The 15373-nt window shown below is 69.0% G+C and carries 15 protein-coding genes; 10 read left to right on the forward strand and 5 right to left on the reverse strand.

Annotated elements, in window-relative coordinates; all coding sequences use genetic code 11:
• Positions 1–631: 631 nt before the first annotated feature.
• A complete protein-coding gene (locus tag AB0B82_RS30015; RefSeq protein ID WP_360175970.1) occupies positions 632–1612 on the forward strand; it encodes a peptidylprolyl isomerase in 981 nt (326 codons plus the stop codon).
• A gap of 179 nt (positions 1613–1791) precedes the next feature.
• Here the strand turns inward: AB0B82_RS30015 and AB0B82_RS30020 are convergent, their stop codons facing one another.
• Positions 1792–2400, reverse strand: coding sequence for a hypothetical protein (locus tag AB0B82_RS30020; RefSeq protein WP_360175973.1), 609 nt, complete (start codon positions 2398–2400; stop codon positions 1792–1794).
• 28 nt (positions 2401–2428) lie between these two features.
• Here AB0B82_RS30020 and AB0B82_RS30025 point away from each other — a divergent pair, with 28 nt between their 5' ends.
• On the forward strand, positions 2429–2845 hold the full coding sequence (locus AB0B82_RS30025; RefSeq protein ID WP_360175976.1) for a cupin domain-containing protein: 417 nt from the start codon (positions 2429–2431) through the stop codon (positions 2843–2845).
• 9 nt (positions 2846–2854) lie between these two features.
• Here AB0B82_RS30025 and AB0B82_RS30030 read toward each other — a convergent pair whose 3' ends face one another.
• Complete coding sequence (locus tag AB0B82_RS30030) at positions 2855–3553, reverse strand: DUF4386 family protein (protein ID WP_360175979.1); 699 nt, start codon at positions 3551–3553, stop codon at positions 2855–2857.
• A gap of 152 nt (positions 3554–3705) precedes the next feature.
• Positions 3706–4530, reverse strand: a complete 825-nt coding sequence (locus AB0B82_RS30035) for an LLM class F420-dependent oxidoreductase (RefSeq protein ID WP_360176053.1) — start codon at positions 4528–4530, stop codon at positions 3706–3708.
• A 413-nt stretch (positions 4531–4943) separates the two neighbouring features.
• Here AB0B82_RS30035 and ald point away from each other — a divergent pair, with 413 nt between their 5' ends.
• From ald to AB0B82_RS30070, 7 genes are all read left to right on the forward strand, one after another.
• Complete coding sequence (gene ald / locus AB0B82_RS30040; protein WP_360175982.1) at positions 4944–6059, forward strand: alanine dehydrogenase; 1116 nt, start codon at positions 4944–4946, stop codon at positions 6057–6059.
• Positions 6056–6991, forward strand: a complete 936-nt coding sequence (gene xerD, locus AB0B82_RS30045) for a site-specific tyrosine recombinase XerD (protein WP_360176056.1) — start codon at positions 6056–6058, stop codon at positions 6989–6991. Before ald ends, xerD begins: the two co-directional genes overlap by 4 nt.
• A 590-nt stretch (positions 6992–7581) precedes the next feature.
• Positions 7582–8493 carry a ParA family protein gene (locus AB0B82_RS30050; RefSeq protein ID WP_360176059.1) on the forward strand — a complete coding sequence of 304 codons (912 nt, stop codon included), beginning with the start codon at positions 7582–7584 and terminating at the stop codon, positions 8491–8493.
• A complete protein-coding gene (locus AB0B82_RS30055; protein WP_360175985.1) occupies positions 8478–8840 on the forward strand; it encodes a hypothetical protein in 363 nt (120 codons plus the stop codon). Before AB0B82_RS30050 ends, AB0B82_RS30055 begins: the two co-directional genes overlap by 16 nt.
• A complete protein-coding gene (locus AB0B82_RS30060; protein ID WP_360175988.1) occupies positions 8837–9859 on the forward strand; it encodes a segregation/condensation protein A in 1023 nt (340 codons plus the stop codon). Before AB0B82_RS30055 ends, AB0B82_RS30060 begins: the two co-directional genes overlap by 4 nt.
• Positions 9856–11010 carry an SMC-Scp complex subunit ScpB gene (scpB, locus tag AB0B82_RS30065; protein ID WP_360175991.1) on the forward strand — a complete coding sequence of 385 codons (1155 nt, stop codon included), beginning with the start codon at positions 9856–9858 and terminating at the stop codon, positions 11008–11010. The genes AB0B82_RS30060 and scpB overlap by 4 nt, the downstream gene beginning before the upstream one ends.
• Positions 11000–11734 (forward strand): pseudouridine synthase, encoded by a 735-nt coding sequence (locus tag AB0B82_RS30070; RefSeq protein ID WP_360175994.1) that lies wholly within the window; start codon positions 11000–11002, stop codon positions 11732–11734. Before scpB ends, AB0B82_RS30070 begins: the two co-directional genes overlap by 11 nt.
• 119 nt (positions 11735–11853) lie before the next feature.
• Here AB0B82_RS30070 and AB0B82_RS30075 read toward each other — a convergent pair whose 3' ends face one another.
• Positions 11854–12780, reverse strand: a complete 927-nt coding sequence (locus AB0B82_RS30075) for a hypothetical protein (RefSeq protein WP_360175997.1) — start codon at positions 12778–12780, stop codon at positions 11854–11856.
• A complete protein-coding gene (locus tag AB0B82_RS30080) occupies positions 12781–13683 on the reverse strand; it encodes a hypothetical protein (RefSeq protein WP_360176000.1) in 903 nt (300 codons plus the stop codon).
• A 315-nt stretch (positions 13684–13998) separates the two neighbouring features.
• Between AB0B82_RS30080 and pafA the strand changes: the two genes are divergently transcribed.
• Entirely contained in the window at positions 13999–15360 is a 1362-nt protein-coding gene (pafA, locus tag AB0B82_RS30085; RefSeq protein ID WP_360176003.1) for a Pup--protein ligase, read from the forward strand.
• Positions 15361–15373: the final 13 nt, after the last annotated feature.

A 15373-nucleotide genomic window follows, 5' to 3' on the forward strand; every position in this document is an offset into this window, starting at 1 on the left:
CGCAAGGTGGGTTCACCCATCGTGTTGTGGGTTCCGTACCCTTCACACGGGTCAGGAACCCACAACACCGTGGGTGAACCCACGGTGTGGGAACGCGCGGGGCGTCCAGCGCGGTCCAGCGTGATCCAGCGCGGTCGGGCGTGGTCGGGCGTGGTCCAGCGTGGTCGGGCGTGGTCCAGCGCGGCACAGCGTGGGCGGCGACTCGGTCACCCGGGCCACCCACGGATCGGTCACAAGAGCCGGATAACCGCGCGTCTCGGGGGTTCTCTGTCGGTATACCAGCAGAGAACCCCCAGCTGGCGCGGATATCCCCTCGTGTTGGGCTGGGCACGGGGTGAGCTGGGTCCGTCAGTCGTGGCACGTGCTCGTCGGGCCGCCGAGTCGTGGGGAATGGTTGTCGGGGTGGTTCCGCCGAGTCGTGGGAAATGGTCGTGGTTCCGCCGAGTCGTGGGGAATGGTTGTCGGGTGGTTCGCCGAGTCGTGGGGAATGGTCGTGGCGAGCTGCCGATTTTCACGACTCGGCGGCGGTCTCTGCCGCTGTGCTCGTGACATTGACGCGGACACCGGTCAGTATCAGGCTGCCTACGAACCGTGACCTACGGCTCGTCACCGTAGCGGGAGGGAAGTCCTGATGAGGAAGACCACGTGCGCGGCAGTGCTGGCCACAGCCGGCCTGCTGCTCACCACCACCCCGGCCCATGCCACCACCCCGGCCCATGCCACCACCCCGGCCCACGCCACCACCCGGGCCCACGCCGCCGGCACACCAGCCGCGGTACCAGCCGCGGTACCAGCCGCGGTACCAGCCGCGGTACCAGCCGCGGTACCAGCCGCGGTACCAGCCGCCGTACCAGCCGCCGTACCAGCCGCCGTACCAGCCGCCGTACCAGCCGCCGTACCAGCCGCGGTACCAGGCGTCGTACCAGCCGCCGGCACACCGGACGGCACGTCAGGCGCCGTACCAGCCGGTACGACGGGTAGCACCACTGGACCCTGTGGCTACACCGCGACGCCTGACGACCCGCCCGCGCGGCCGGTGTCGCTGCCGCCCGACCCGGTGCATACGCCGGACAAGGGGATTGTCAAGGTCGTCGTCGCGACCAACCAGGGCCCGATGCTGCTGTCACTGGACCGGGCGAAGGCGCCGTGCACGGTGCAGAGCTTCCTGCACCTGGCGAGGAGCAGGTTCTACGACTTCACCACGTGCCACCGCCTGACGCTGTACCCGACGCTGAAGGTGCTGCAGTGCGGTGACCCGAGCGGTACCGGCAGCGGCGGCCCGGGCTACTCGTACAAGGACGAACTGCCCACCGACCTCCCCAACTGGCCGGACGACCCGACCGGGACGCGGAAGGTGTACGCACGCGGCACCGTGGCGATGGCGAACGCCGGACCGGACACCAACGGATCGCAGTTCTTCCTGGTCTTCGGCGACTCCCGGCTGCGACCGGACTACACCGTATTCGGCTCGGTCGATCGTCTCGGACTCGCCGTGCTGGACCGGGTCGCAGCCGGCGGCATCACGCCGACCCAGGACGACCCCGACGGCATCGACGGACCGCCGGCGCGCCGGACCGACATCCTGGTCGCACGCCAGCTGGGGCACCGGTAGTCAGCACCGTTACTCAGCACGGTAGTCAGGCGCCGGTAGTCAGGCGCCGGTAGTCAGGCGCCGGTAGTCAGGCGCCGGTAGTCAGGCGCCAGTAGTCGGGCACCTGTAGTCACGTGCCGGTGGTCAAGCGCCGGTAGTCAGACGCCGGTAGTCAGGCGCCGGTGGTCAGGCGCCGGTGGTCAGGCGCCGAGCGCTTCGCCGCCGTCCTTCGCCAGGGCGGCGGCGACCTGCCGGGCGTTGGCGGTGAACTCCTCGACCGGGATCTTCGGCAGCAGGTCGTCCCAGGCGGCGATCTGCGCGCCGCGCAGCTGCATCATCCCGAGCGGCCGCGCGAGGAACCACACGTGGAAGTGCTCGCTGCCGTCACCCCACCGGTTGAAGTGCGTGCGGCCGACGCTGTCGAGGCTCTGGATCGCCTTGGCCACGCGCTGAATGATCGGTCCCAGCGTGGCGGTCAGCTCCGGCGGAAGGTTGTCGAGCCGGTAGTGCTGGTGCGGCTCGAGCAGTGCGACCAGCGGCAGACCGGACGGCTCGAACACCTTCAGCGCCCACTGGTCGTCGCGCCAGATCACCGACTGGTCCGGGTCGGCGCACTTCGGGCACGGCTTGCCGCCCTCCTCGCCGTTCCGCGGCGGTTCCGGGATGACGGGCTCGGCCAGCTCGACGACCTGGACATCACCCTCGAAGGGGAAGAACGGTTGGCCGATCAACGGCGCGGCCGACAGGCGTTCGCCGTACGGCAGGCGGCGGTGGTACTCCGACGGCAAGCTGGAAGGCAGATCGGTCATGGACCGCACTCTGACCGAGAATCGGAGCATGGAGAAGCCGGAATTGGCCGTCCTGCTCGAGCTCGAACCGCACCCCGAGGGCGGATGGTTCCGGGAGACCTGGCGGTCGCCTGTCGAGTTCCGGCCCGAGGGGTACGACGGTCCGCGAGCGAGCGCGACCGCGATCTACTTCCTGCTCGCGCCGGGGGAGGAGTCGCGGTCCCACCGGGTCCGCTCGACCGAGCTGTGGTTGTGGCACTCGGGCGGTCCGTTGCGGCTGGAGTACCAGGACGGTTCGGAGGACCGGTCGGTCGTCCTCGGACCGGACGTCCGCGCCGGTCAGCACCCGCAGGTGGTGATCCCTGCGGGTGCCTGGCAGGCGGCCCGGCCGGAGGGCGACGAGCCGGTCCTGGTGTCGTGCATCGTGTCGCCGGGCTTCGACTTCGCCGACTTCACCATGCGGTAGCGGGGTGGCTCACGTCTGCGGTACGGCGCCGCGGTCCCCGGTGGACAGCTCCGGGAGCTGGCCGCGGACCATGTAGCCGCTGGCGCACACCATCCAGACCGCGGTCAGCAGCAGCGGAACCGTGGTCATCAACAGGCCGCCGGCCACGAACGTGCCGCTCTCGGCGAACACTCCGAACGCGCCGAGGAAGGAGACCACGGCGGCCAGCAGGGCGAGGTAGCCGAGCCAGTTCGGCATCACGTGCGTCCGCAGTACGCCGATCCCGGCCGCCGCCAACGGCAACGCCGCGGCGAAGCCGATCATCGTGGTCAGCACCGCGCTCAGCTCGTACATCGCCAGTGTGATCGCCGTGTCCCGGCCGTCGACGCTGAAGGCGGTCGCCGCGGTGAGTCCCGCGTTCACGAAGATCGCGCCGCCGACCAGCACCGCACCGGCCAGCAGGGCCAGGTGGACGTCGCTGCGCTCCGCCCGTTCGCGGATCGCCTCAGCGAACGCGGCAGCGAACCAGATCACCAGGCCCGCCGCGGCCGCCCACATCAGCGCGCTGAGCAGGATCAGCCCCCGGTTGTCGGTCAGCCAGGCCGTGATCGTGCCGTCCGCGTCGTCCACCGTCGGAGCGTTACCGGGCAGGAACCTGCCCAGCATCGCCAGCACCACGAAGGCCAGTCCGGCGAAGCCGCCCCATCGCAACTCGTGTCGCTCAGTCATGGGGAAACACCTCCAACATGCACCACCCCGATGTGGTGCATCTACTGCTGATAGTGCCCCGTTCCGGCCCGGATTCAAGACCCCGGTACGGCCGGCAGGAGCACCTGTTCGGGGGCGCCTTCGCAACCCTCCGAAGGCGCCCCCGACGTGGTCTACAGCAGCACGGTCGCGAGGGCTTCGTAGCCGGGCAGCAGGTCGATGCCCTCGTGCCCCAGCAGCTGGATCGCGACGTGGTCGGCGCCCGCGTCCAGGTGCGCCTTCAGCCCCTCGGCGACCTCGACCGCGGAGCCGTGCAGGACCATCGCGTCGACGAGCCGGTCGCTGCCGCCGTCGGCGAAGTCGGCCGGCGTGAACCCGAGCCGCTCGAAGTTCCGCGTGTAGTTGCTGAGCTGCAGGTACGGCCCGAGCCGGTCCCGCGCCGTTGCGCGGGCGATCTCCGGATCGGTCTCCAGGACGATCATCTGCTCCGGCGCGAGCAGCACGCCGCCGCCGAGGATCCGGCGCGCTTCCCGCGTGTGCTCCGGCGTGGTCAGGTACGGGAGTGCCCCGGCCGTCCGTGACCCGGCCAACTGCAGCACCTTCGGACCGAGCGCGGCCAGCGCCCGCCGGTCGACCGGGACCTTCGCGTCGTCCAGCTCGTCCAGATAGTTGACGATCGTCGCGTACGGCGACTTGTACTCGCCGGTGGCCTCGCGGTGCCCGATCCCGACGCCGAGCAGGAACCGTCCCGGGTGCTCGTCCTCGAGCCGGTGGTACGACGCCGCGACCTCGGCGGCCGGCGACTTCCAGATGTTGACGATGCTGGTGCCGACAGCAATCGAACTCGTTGCGGCCAGCAACACCTCGGCGTCGCGCAGATCGGCGCCCGGGGAGCTGCCCAGCCACAACGTGCCGTACCCGGCCTGCTCCAGTCCGGCCGCAAGCTCCGGGCCGTACTGTTGGGCTCCGTGCCAGACCCCGTAGCGTCCCAGTTCCATCGCCACGCCGTGCTCCTCTCCTCGAACGTCCTCGAACCTGCGGACCCGGGGCGGTTCGGGCGCCGTCTCCAAGCATCGCCGACGGCCACGAATGCCCGTCAATGATCGTTGTCACGTCAAGGTGGCTTGCGGTCCGCGACAGGGCCGTATCCGGTCGGTAGCCGGCTGTTTCCGAACCGCGTTCGACGGACCGGAAATGCCGTTCGGCAAGAGCGGAGGCATTGCCGAATTGCTTCCGTTGGATTACCACCGGGGTACGTGCAGGGTGTCGAGTCACGATCAGACCATCCGCTCGGGTGGTATGAACCTTTCCGGCATACACTCGGCAGCGACCTGGCAACCACCCCTCAACCGCCGGGCCGCGGACACAACGACGTGGGCCGCACACCTGGATCGTGAAAGAAGGGCAAGTTGTGAAGGTCGGAGTTCCCAAGGAAGTCAAGAACCACGAGTACCGGGTGGCGATCACCCCGTCCGGGGTGCACGAGTTCGTGCGCGGCGGGCACGAGGTTCTGATCGAGCAGGGGGCGGGCGACGGGTCGCTGATCCCGGACGCGGAGTACGTCGCCGCCGGGGCCCGGATCGTGCCGGAGGCGGACGACGTCTGGGCCGATGCGGAGCTGGTGCTCAAGGTGAAGGAGCCGGTGGCGGAGGAGTACCACCGGATGCGCAAGGAGCAGGTGCTGTTCACGTACCTGCATCTGGCCGCGAGCCGGGACTGCACCGACGCGCTGGTGAAGTCGGGGATCACCGGAATCGCCTACGAAACGGTTCAGCTGCCCGACGGCACGCTGCCGCTGTTGGCGCCGATGAGTGAGGTGGCGGGCCGGCTCGCACCGCAGTCCGGCGCGTACCACCTGATGGCGCAGGGCGGCGGCCGCGGCGTACTGCTCGGCGGTGTGTCCGGCGTCCACCCGGCCCGCGTGGTGGTCCTCGGCGCCGGTGTGTCCGGGATGAACGCGGCCGCCATCGCGCTCGGCATGCAGGCGCAGGTGCAGTTGTTCGACCGCAACATCGCGCGGCTGCGGCAGGCCGACCAGATCTACCAGGGCCACCTGCTGACGATCGCCTCGAACGCGTACGAGATCGAGAAGGCGGTGCTTGAGGCCGATCTGGTCATCGGCGCGGTGCTGGTGGTCGGGGCGAAGGCGCCGAAGCTGGTCACCAACGACATGGTCCGCCGGATGAAGCCGGGCAGTGTGCTCGTCGACATCGCGATCGACCAGGGCGGCTGCTTCGAGGACTCGCGGCCGACCACGCACGCCGACCCGGTGTACAAGGTCCACAACTCGCTGTTCTACTGCGTCGCCAACATGCCCGGTGCGGTCCCGAACACGTCGACGTACGCGCTCACCAACGTGACGCTGCCGTACGCGATCGAGCTGGCGAACCTGGGCTGGCGGGAGGCGCTCAAGCAGGACCACAGCCTCGCGCTCGGGCTGAACACGTTCGACGGGCACGTCACCTACGGCCCGGTCGCCGAGGCGCACGACCTGCCGCAGCTGAAACTCGACGAGGTGCTGGTCTGAACGACATCGCGCGGGCGGTCGGCGCCTACCTCGACCACCTCACGGTCGAGCGCGGCCTGGCCGCCAACACGCTGGCGTCGTACCGGCGCGACCTGCGCCGGTACCGCGGCTACCTCGCCGACGCCGGGATCGAGAGCCTCGGCCGGATCACCGAACCCGTCATCAGTGATTTCCTGATGCGGCTGCGCGAGGGGGACGCGGACCATCCGCCACTCACCGCGTCCAGTGCGGGACGGACCGTGGTGGCGGTGCGTGGGTTCCACAAGTTCTGCGTACGCGAGGGTCTGACGGCGGTGGATCCGGCTGCGGCCGTGAAGCCGCCGGTGCCGCCGCAACGCCTGCCCAAGGCGCTGTCGGTCGACGAGGTCACCAGAATCCTGGCTGCGGCTGCCGGCGCCGACGCTGAGCCTGGCGTACTGACAACGCGGGACGCCGCGTTGCTGGAGTTCCTGTACGGCACTGGGGCCCGCATCTCCGAAGCGGTGGGGCTGGACGTCGACGACATCGACCTGGACGCCGGTGCGGTGCTGCTGCGTGGCAAGGGCAGCAAAGAGCGAGTAGTACCCGTCGGCACGTACGCGCGCGACGCATTGTCGGCGTACCTGGTCCGTGGACGACCCGATCTGGTGTCACGGGGTCGCGGTACGCCGGCGCTGTTCCTGAACGCCCGCGGTGGTCGTTTGTCCCGGCAGAGTGCCTGGACAGTACTGCGGCGCGCGGCGCAGCGGGCCGGTATCGCGAAGGAGATCTCGCCACACACGCTGCGGCACTCGTACGCGACGCATCTGCTGGACGGCGGCGCCGACGTCCGCGTGGTCCAGGAACTGCTCGGACACGCGTCCGTGACGACCACCCAGGTGTACACACTCGTCACGGTCGACAAGCTGCGCGAGGTCTACGCGACGTCTCATCCGCGGGCGCTGTCGTCCTGACCCCGGTGCGAGGGGTTTGGGAACGATGTGCAATCATGCGATCACGGTAGGTGACTCGCCGAGGTTGATCGGCCGGGTTCGGAGCTTTGTCGACAAACCACCCCACCCCGGTGCGGAGTGGCTCGTTGAGAGTGCTTGAATGCACGCTTACAGTCGCATGCGTCGCCCGTATCGGTTGAAAGGTTTGACGAGTCATGAACGAGTCGACATTCCCGGGCACCGAACACGTGACGGGCCACCTTCCGGGACATGTCTCGGAGCCGGTCCGGCCGATCAGCGCGCCGCCCGTGTCCCAGCCGGCCACACCGTCGACCCACCAGCCGACACCGGAGCCGACACCGCAGCAGACACAGCAGCAGATGCCGCAGCAGACACAGCAGCAGTACCCGGCGCCGGAGCAGCACCAGGCGCCCCCGCAGTATCAGGCGCCTCAGCACCAGGCACCGCAGCACCAGGCACCTGAGCACCAGGCACCTGAGCCGCACGCCACGCAGTACCAGCACGAAGTTCAGCACCAGTACCAGCAGCCCAGCAGCCCGCCCCGCCCGGCCCCCGCGCCGGCGCGAACCCTGCCCGACAACTATGCGGAGATGCCGAAGCCGACGGCCAAGCTCACCGCGGAGGACCTCGCACCCGTGAACGATCCGAACGGCCCGCGTCACAAGATCGGGCCGACAGGCCGGCCAGTGCCGGACCTGCCGGAGCCGCAGCCGCCGACCAAGACCGGCCCGGCGCAGGTGATCGCGATGTGCAACCAAAAGGGCGGCGTCGGCAAGACCACCACGACGATCAACCTCGGCGCGGCGATCGCCGAGACCGGTCGCAAGGTGCTGCTGATCGACTTCGACCCGCAGGGTTCCGCGTCCATCGGTCTCGGCGTCCAGCCGCACAACCTGGAGCTGTCGGTCTACAACCTGCTGATGCAGCGCGACATCACCGCCGACGAGGTGATCCGGCCGACCAACGTGCCGAACCTCGACCTGCTGCCGGCCAACATCGACCTGTCCGCGGCCGAGGTGCAGCTGGTCCAGGAGGTCGCGCGCGAGTACACGCTGCAGCGCGTCCTGGACCCGATCATCCCGAACTACGACGTGATTCTGATCGACTGCGCGCCGTCGCTCGGCCTGCTCACCGTGAACGCGCTGACCGCGTCGAACGGCATCGTCGTGCCGCTGGAGTGCGAGTTCTTCGCGCTGCGCGGGCTGGCGATGCTGACCGACACGATCGCCAAGGTGCAGGACCGGCTGAACCCGAAGCTGGAGATCGTCGGCATTCTCGGCACCATGTTCGACGGGCGGACGACGCACGCTCGGGAGGTTCTCGACCGAGTCGTCCAGGCCTTCGACGAACGCGTCTTCCACACCGTCATCCGGCGTACGGTGAAGTTCCCCGAGACCACGGTCGTCGGCGAACCGATCACGACGTACGCCCCGTCCTCGTCCGCAGCCACGCAGTACCGCGATCTTGCCAAGGAGGTGCTGGCGCGTTGTCCCGCCGGGTGAGCCTGCCAGGTGCCAGTGAACTCTTCGGGGGTACGGCACCGAAGCAGACCAGACCCGAGAAGCGCACCACCACTGACGGACCGCCGGACACCGTGCGGTCCCGTACGACGGTCGTCGAGGACCGGAAGTCGAGTGGTCGGATCCGGCACGACACGAAGATCACCGTGTACGTGACGGAGGAGGAGCTGCTCGGCCTGGAACAGACCAGACTCGCGCTGCGCGCGGAGCACGGCCTGTCGGCCGACCGAGGGCGGATCGTCCGCGAGGCGATCGACGTCCTGCTCGCCGATTTCGTCGACCACGGACCGGACTCGGTGCTGGTGCGGCGCCTGAAGGCGTCGGAGTGACCGTGTCCTCCTCGGACTCCTTACCGCTGGATCTCGGAACCGACGCATCGGCACCTGTTGCCGATGGCAAGGGTTTCAGCGTCCACCTGGTGAACTTCGAGGGGCCGTTCGACCTGCTGCTGCAGCTGATCGCCAAGCACAAACTCGACATCACCGAGATCGCGCTGTCGGTGATCACCGACGACTTCATCGCCCACATCAAGGCGCTGGGGTCGGAATGGGACCTCGACCAGACGTCGGAGTTCCTGCTGATCGCGGCGACGCTGCTCGACCTGAAGGCGGCGCGGTTGCTGCCGAAGGGCGAGGTCGAGGACGACGAGGACCTGGCGCTGCTGGAGGCGCGGGACCTGCTGTTCGCGCGACTGCTGCAGTACCGCGCGTTCAAGCAGATCGCCGCGCTGATGCAGGACCGGATGGCGCTGGAGGCGAAGCGGTTCCCGCGCGCGGTCGGCGTCGAGCCACGGTTCGCCGAGCTGTTGCCCGAAGTACTCCTCGGGATCGACCCGGCCGGGTTGGCGGCCCTGGCGGCGAAGGCGATGGCACCGAAGGACGACGTACCGGAGGGGGTCTCGCTGGCCCACCTGCACGCGCCGGCCGTCACGGTCCGCGAGCAGGCCGAGGTGATCGTCGACCGGTTGCGGCGGCAGCGCAGTACGACGTTCCGCGCGCTGGTGGCGGACTCGCCGGACACAGTGACCACGGTGTGCCGCTTCCTGGCGTTGCTCGAGCTCTTCCGGGAGGCAGCCGTGGCTTTCGACCAGGTGACGCCGCTCGGCGAGCTGACCATCCGCTGGACCGGCGCCGACGAGGGCGAGATCTCCGTCAGCGACGAGTTCGACGAAGAACTCAAACCCGCCGACGAAACCGGCGAAGCGCCTCGGGTCGACGACGACATCGACTTCCTCGAACCCGGCGAATCGCTCACCGCCCCCGACGAACCTCACCCAGACGAGCCTCACCCAGACGCCACCGCCCCAGACAACCCCGCCCCAGACAACCCCGAGACGGCAGACCAGTGACCACTCCCAACCCCAACCCCACCCCGGACCAGCCGTCCGCCCCCGCGCACGCCGACACCGTGGCCGAGGACACCCCGGACACCGGCCTCCCGGCGACGGACGGCGTGGACGCACCCGCCACGGACGGCATGACGGTGGATGGCTCCGACGCCGAGGACGGCGCCGACGCGACGGCCGACGACGGTGGGGACGTGGCTGTTGGTGGGAGCACGGAAGGTGACGGGGAGAACGAGGATCACCTGCCGCCGGGGCAGACTGCGGTGCCGGTGGGAGAGGAAGTGGTCATCGACGACGACACCATGCGTCGTGCGCTCGAGGCGATCCTGATGGTGACCGACGAGCCGCTGCCGGTGCTGACCCTCGCCCGCGCCGTCGGCCGCCCGACCCCCGACGTGGCTGCAGCGCTGGCGGAGTTGGCAGCGGAGTACACCGAGCAGGGCCGCGGGTTCGACCTGCGCGAGGTAGGCGGTGGCTGGCGGTACTACACCCGCGTCGAGGCCGCGCCGTACGTCGAACGCTTCGTCCTCGACGGTCAGCAGGCGCGCCTCACCCAGGCCGCCCTCGAAACCCTCGCCGTGGTCGCGTACAAGCAACCGGTCAGCCGCGCCCGAGTGTCCGCGATCCGCGGCGTGAACGTCGACGGCGTCATGCGTACCCTCGTCGCCCGCGGCCTGGTCGAGGAGGCCGGCTCCGACACCGAGTCCCAGGCCACGCTGTACCGCACCACCTCGTACTTCCTCGAGCGCATGGGCATGCAGTCCCTCGACGACCTCCCCGAACTGGCCCCGTACCTCCCCGAGATGGACGACATCGAGGAAGAACTGGCCGCCCAAACCCTCCCACCCGCCACCCCGGCCGACACGGAGTCCTCGGACACGGAGTCCACGGACAGGGAGTCCACGGACAGGGAGTCCACGGACAGGGAGTCCACCGACGCTGGGGCAACCCCCGTTGTACCGGCGGACGACGACTCCGCAGACGAGGCGCCCGAGGACAGCGAGTCCACGGACACTGAGTCCACGGACAGCGAGTCCACGGACAGCGAGTCCACGGACAGCGACTCCACGGACAGCGAGCCGGGCGACGCCGTACCGGCGGATGGTGAGTCCACGGCTGCGGTTGTGGTGAGTGAGGTGCGGAATGGGGGATGAGGGCGGGGTTCGGCTGCAGAAGGTGCTGGCGCGGGCCGGGGTGGCTTCGCGGCGGACCGCCGAGATCATGATCGAGGAGGGGCGCGTCGAGGTCGACGGGCGGGTGGTGACCGAGTTCGGGGTCCGGGTGGATCCGGAGCAGGCGGTCATTCGCGTCGACGGTGAACGGATCCCGCCGGTCAGCGCGAACGTGTACCTCGTCCTCAACAAGCCCCGCGGCGTCGTCACCACGATGTCCGACCCGCAAGGCCGTAAGTGCATCGCGGACTTCGTGGCGGACCGCCCGGAGCGGCTGTTCCACATCGGCCGGCTGGACACCGACACCGAGGGCCTGCTGCTGCTCACGAACCACGGCGAGTTCGCGCACCGGCTCGCGCACCCGTCGTACGAAGTCTCCAAGACGTACGTCGCGGAGGTTCAGGGCAACGTCAAACCCGCGGTACTGCGTCAACTCCTGGACGGCGTCGAACTCGACGACGGCCCCGCCCGCGCCGACACCGTGAAGATCGTGTCGACGGTCCCGGGCCGCACGCTGGTCGAGATGAGCCTGCACGAGGGCCGTAACCGCATCGTGCGCCGCATGTTCGACGCGGTCGGCCACCCGGTGAAGCGCCTGACCCGTACCGCGATCGGCCCGGTTCGCCGCGGCAACCTGCACACCGGCGAACTCCGTGAGCTGACCACCCAGGAACTCGGCCAACTCCTGGACCTGGTCGACCTCTGATCGCCGGCCCGCGCCGAGTAGGTGTGTCATCTCGACAGGAGGTGTCCTCGCCCAGATAGTGCACCTGAGTCGGCGCGTACACCGTCTCGGTGGTGCACTACCTAATGAGAGATGACCCACTACTCGCCGGAGAGTTGGCCGTAGTCCGTGGTGTCTTCGTAGTAGCGGGCGTGGAGCGTCTCGGTGATGGTGCGGTTCACCTTGCCGAGGCCGCGGATGACGGTGGCGGTGCCGTTGGCGTGGCCGAACTCGTACATGAACGTCGCGCCGGTCTCATGGTCGATACCGATGAGCCCCGTCTTCTGACCGCAGTCGTCCGCGACGAGCGACTCGAACCCCTGCCACGTGCCACGCCGAACCACCTTGACGACCGGCTGACCCGAGAGCGGGATCCGGATCGTGTACAGCGCACCGCCGCGCGTTGTGGCGAGGAACGTGTCGTACGTCGCGGTCTGGCTGATCAGCGCCATCGTCTTGACCGCGCTGAACCCGGTGTACGTCGCCTTCCGGGCGAACGCCGTCTCACCGCTGACCGTCCACCGCAGGATCGTGTCGCCGAGGAGGGCGTACGCGTTCTGCCGCACCAGTGTGTTGTTGCGGTTGAACCGTGAGCTCTCGATGTACCGCACGTCGCCCCAGCCGCCGCCGATCGGCGTGCGCTTCACCGACCCGGGAACGACGTCACCGTTCCAGCTCTCCGCTGTGTACGTCAGCAGGTACAGGCTGGTCCCGAGGACGACGTACTGCCGGCGGTTCTGAGACACCCCGTCCTGGCCGACCTGCAGACCGACGGCGCTGACCGCACGGGCCTCGTTGTCCGGCAACAGATCCTTGCCGCCCCAGCCGCTCGGGCTGGCACCAGGCGGCACTACGCCTTGAAAGTTGCGTCGGATGTGGTCACCACCGTCGGTGGTCGACATCATCGCCACCTGGCAGTACGTCGGCACCTCGCCGGTGCGGGCGCTCGCAGGTGTGGTCTGTGCTGCCAGGCCCCCTGCAGCGACCGTGAGACCGAGCAGAGCCGCGGCAGAGTTCTTGATCTTCATTCACTCTCCGTAGAGTCGGGAGCCCGCCTCGGGGCTGCCGGGGTAGTAGCGGAACGAGGTCTTGTCCTCGGGCGCAAGCAACTGGTCGCCGATGCGGCCCAGACCCTTGATGACGGTGGCGGCGCCGTTGGCGTGGCTGACGGCGTACAGGTAGCCGCGCCGGGTGTCCCTGTCGATGCCGAGCAGCAGCGTGCTCTGGTTGCCGCACTTCTCCGCGATCAGAGTCTCGAACGTCTGCCACGTCGAGGTGCGCACCTTCTTCACCACCGGCGTCCCGCGGAACGGGATCCGGATGGTGTACAGCGCACCGCCGCGCGTTGTGGCGAGGAACGTGTCGTACGTCGCGGTCTGGCTGATCAGCGTCATCGTCTTGACCGCGGAGAACCCGCTGTACGTCGTTTTGCCGCGCCAAACGGACCCATCGACCGCCCAGCGCGTGATGACGTCGCCCTGCAACGCGTAGCTGTGGGACGTGGACTTCTCCAGGTAGGTCTGGTCCGTCCAGCCGCCGCCGACCTTGGTCAGCTTGTGCGACTCCGGGTCAAGTTGACCTGTGGTGTTGTCGGTGACGTACCGGAACCGGTACAGCTCGGTGCCGAGCACCACGTAGCCGCTCTTGGCCATCCCGGCCGGCGGGTCCGGCTCCCAGCCGACCGAGGTGGCGAGCCGAACCCGGTCCACCGGGAACAGCCCCTTCGGACCGACGCTCGGCGGCGCCGCCGTGATCGGTGCGGTCGCAGTGATCCGCTGGAGCTTGTGATCGCCCTGCACGGTTGCCGTCCCCAGCGTCATCGAACAGGCCGCGCCGGCCCGTTCGGGAGCAGCCTGCGCTGGTACGGGTACCAGCGCCGCCGCCGTCATCGCCGCAGCCAACGCACCCGCGGCGATCCGTCGCCTGATCATCCAGCCCCCTTCGAGGAGTTGTGTCACTCACTCGATGCAGACGGTCGCCGAAAGGTTAGGCCGAAAGGTCAGCGACGACGCTGACAGACTGCCGTGCGCTCAGCAGCCGATGAGCCGGCATCTCCACCCGAACCTCCAGCCGCGGGTGGACACCGACAGCGAGCAGGCGCGCGTATCCGGTCATCGGGATCCTTCCGTGATCAAGTCACGGTGCACGGCGGCGGCCTGTCGGTGCGGGCATCGATGGGATAACGCCGGGCGACGGCGCGCTGCGACAGTGCCCGGTTGTCGGAGGTGGGCCGTAGTGTGGGTGATGTGAACCGGCGAATCTTCGGTCTGGAGAACGAGTACGGCGTCACCTGTACGTTCCGCGGGCAGCGGCGACTGACCCCGGACGAGGTGGCGCGGTATCTGTTTCGGCGGGTCGTGTCCTGGGGGCGGAGCAGCAACGTCTTCCTCCGCAACGGGGCGCGGCTCTACCTCGACGTGGGCTCGCACCCGGAGTACGCGACCGGCGAGTGCGATTCGGTCACCGACCTGATCGCGCACGACAAGGCCGGTGAGCGGATCCTCGAGGGCCTGCTGGTGGACGCGCAGAAGCGGCTGCACGACGAAGGCATCTTCGGCGACGTCTACCTGTTCAAGAACAACACCGACTCCGCCGGGAACAGCTACGGCTGCCACGAGAACTACCTGGTCAGCCGGCACGGTGACTTCGCGAAGCTGGCCGACGTGCTGATCCCGTTCCTGGTCACCCGCCAGCTGATCTGCGGCGCCGGCAAGGTGCTGCAGACGCCGCGGGGCGCGGTCTACAGCGTCAGCCAGCGGGCCGAGCACATCTGGGAGGGCGTGTCCAGCGCGACCACGCGGTCCCGGCCGATCATCAACACCCGCGACGAGCCGCACGCGGACGCCGAGCGGTTCCGCCGGCTGCACGTGATCGTCGGCGACTCGAACATGTCCGAGACCACCATGCTGCTGAAGGTGGCCAGCACCGACCTGGTGCTGCGGATGATCGAGGCCGGCATCGTGATGCGCGATCTGACCCTGGACAACCCGATCCGGGCGATCCGCGAGATCAGCCACGACATGACCGGCCGCCGCGAGGTCCGCCTGGCCAACGGCCGGGAGGCGAGTGCCCTCGACATCCAGACCGAGTACCTGACCAAGGCGCGTGACTTCGTCGACCGCCGTGAGCTCGGGACGCCGGCCGTGGAGCGCGCGCTCTCGCTGTGGGAGCGGACGCTGAAGGCGATCGAGTCCGGCGACCTGTCCGGGATCGAGCGCGAAATCGACTGGGTGATCAAGTACCGGCTGATCGAGCGCTACCGCTCGCAGAACAACCTCGGCCTGGCCAGCCCGCGAGTGGCGCAGCTCGACCTGGCGTACCACGACATCCACCGCCCGCGCGGGTTGTACTACCTGCTCGAGCGCAAGGGCGCGGTCACCCGGGTCGTCGACGACCTGCGGATCTTCGAGGCCAAGTCGGTGCCGCCGCAGACCACGCGGGCCCGGCTGCGCGGCGAGTTCATCAAGCGCGCCCAGGAGCGGCGGCGGGACTTCACCGTCGACTGGGTGCACTTGAAGCTCAACGACCAGGCCCAGCGCACCGTGCTGTGCAAGGACCCGTTCAAGTCCCACGACGAGCGCGTCGAGAAACTGATCGCCAGCATGTGAGCCGACCGCCCGG

The organism is Kribbella sp. NPDC048915, assembly GCF_040649595.1.
Lineage (GTDB): Bacteria > Actinomycetota > Actinomycetes > Propionibacteriales > Kribbellaceae > Kribbella.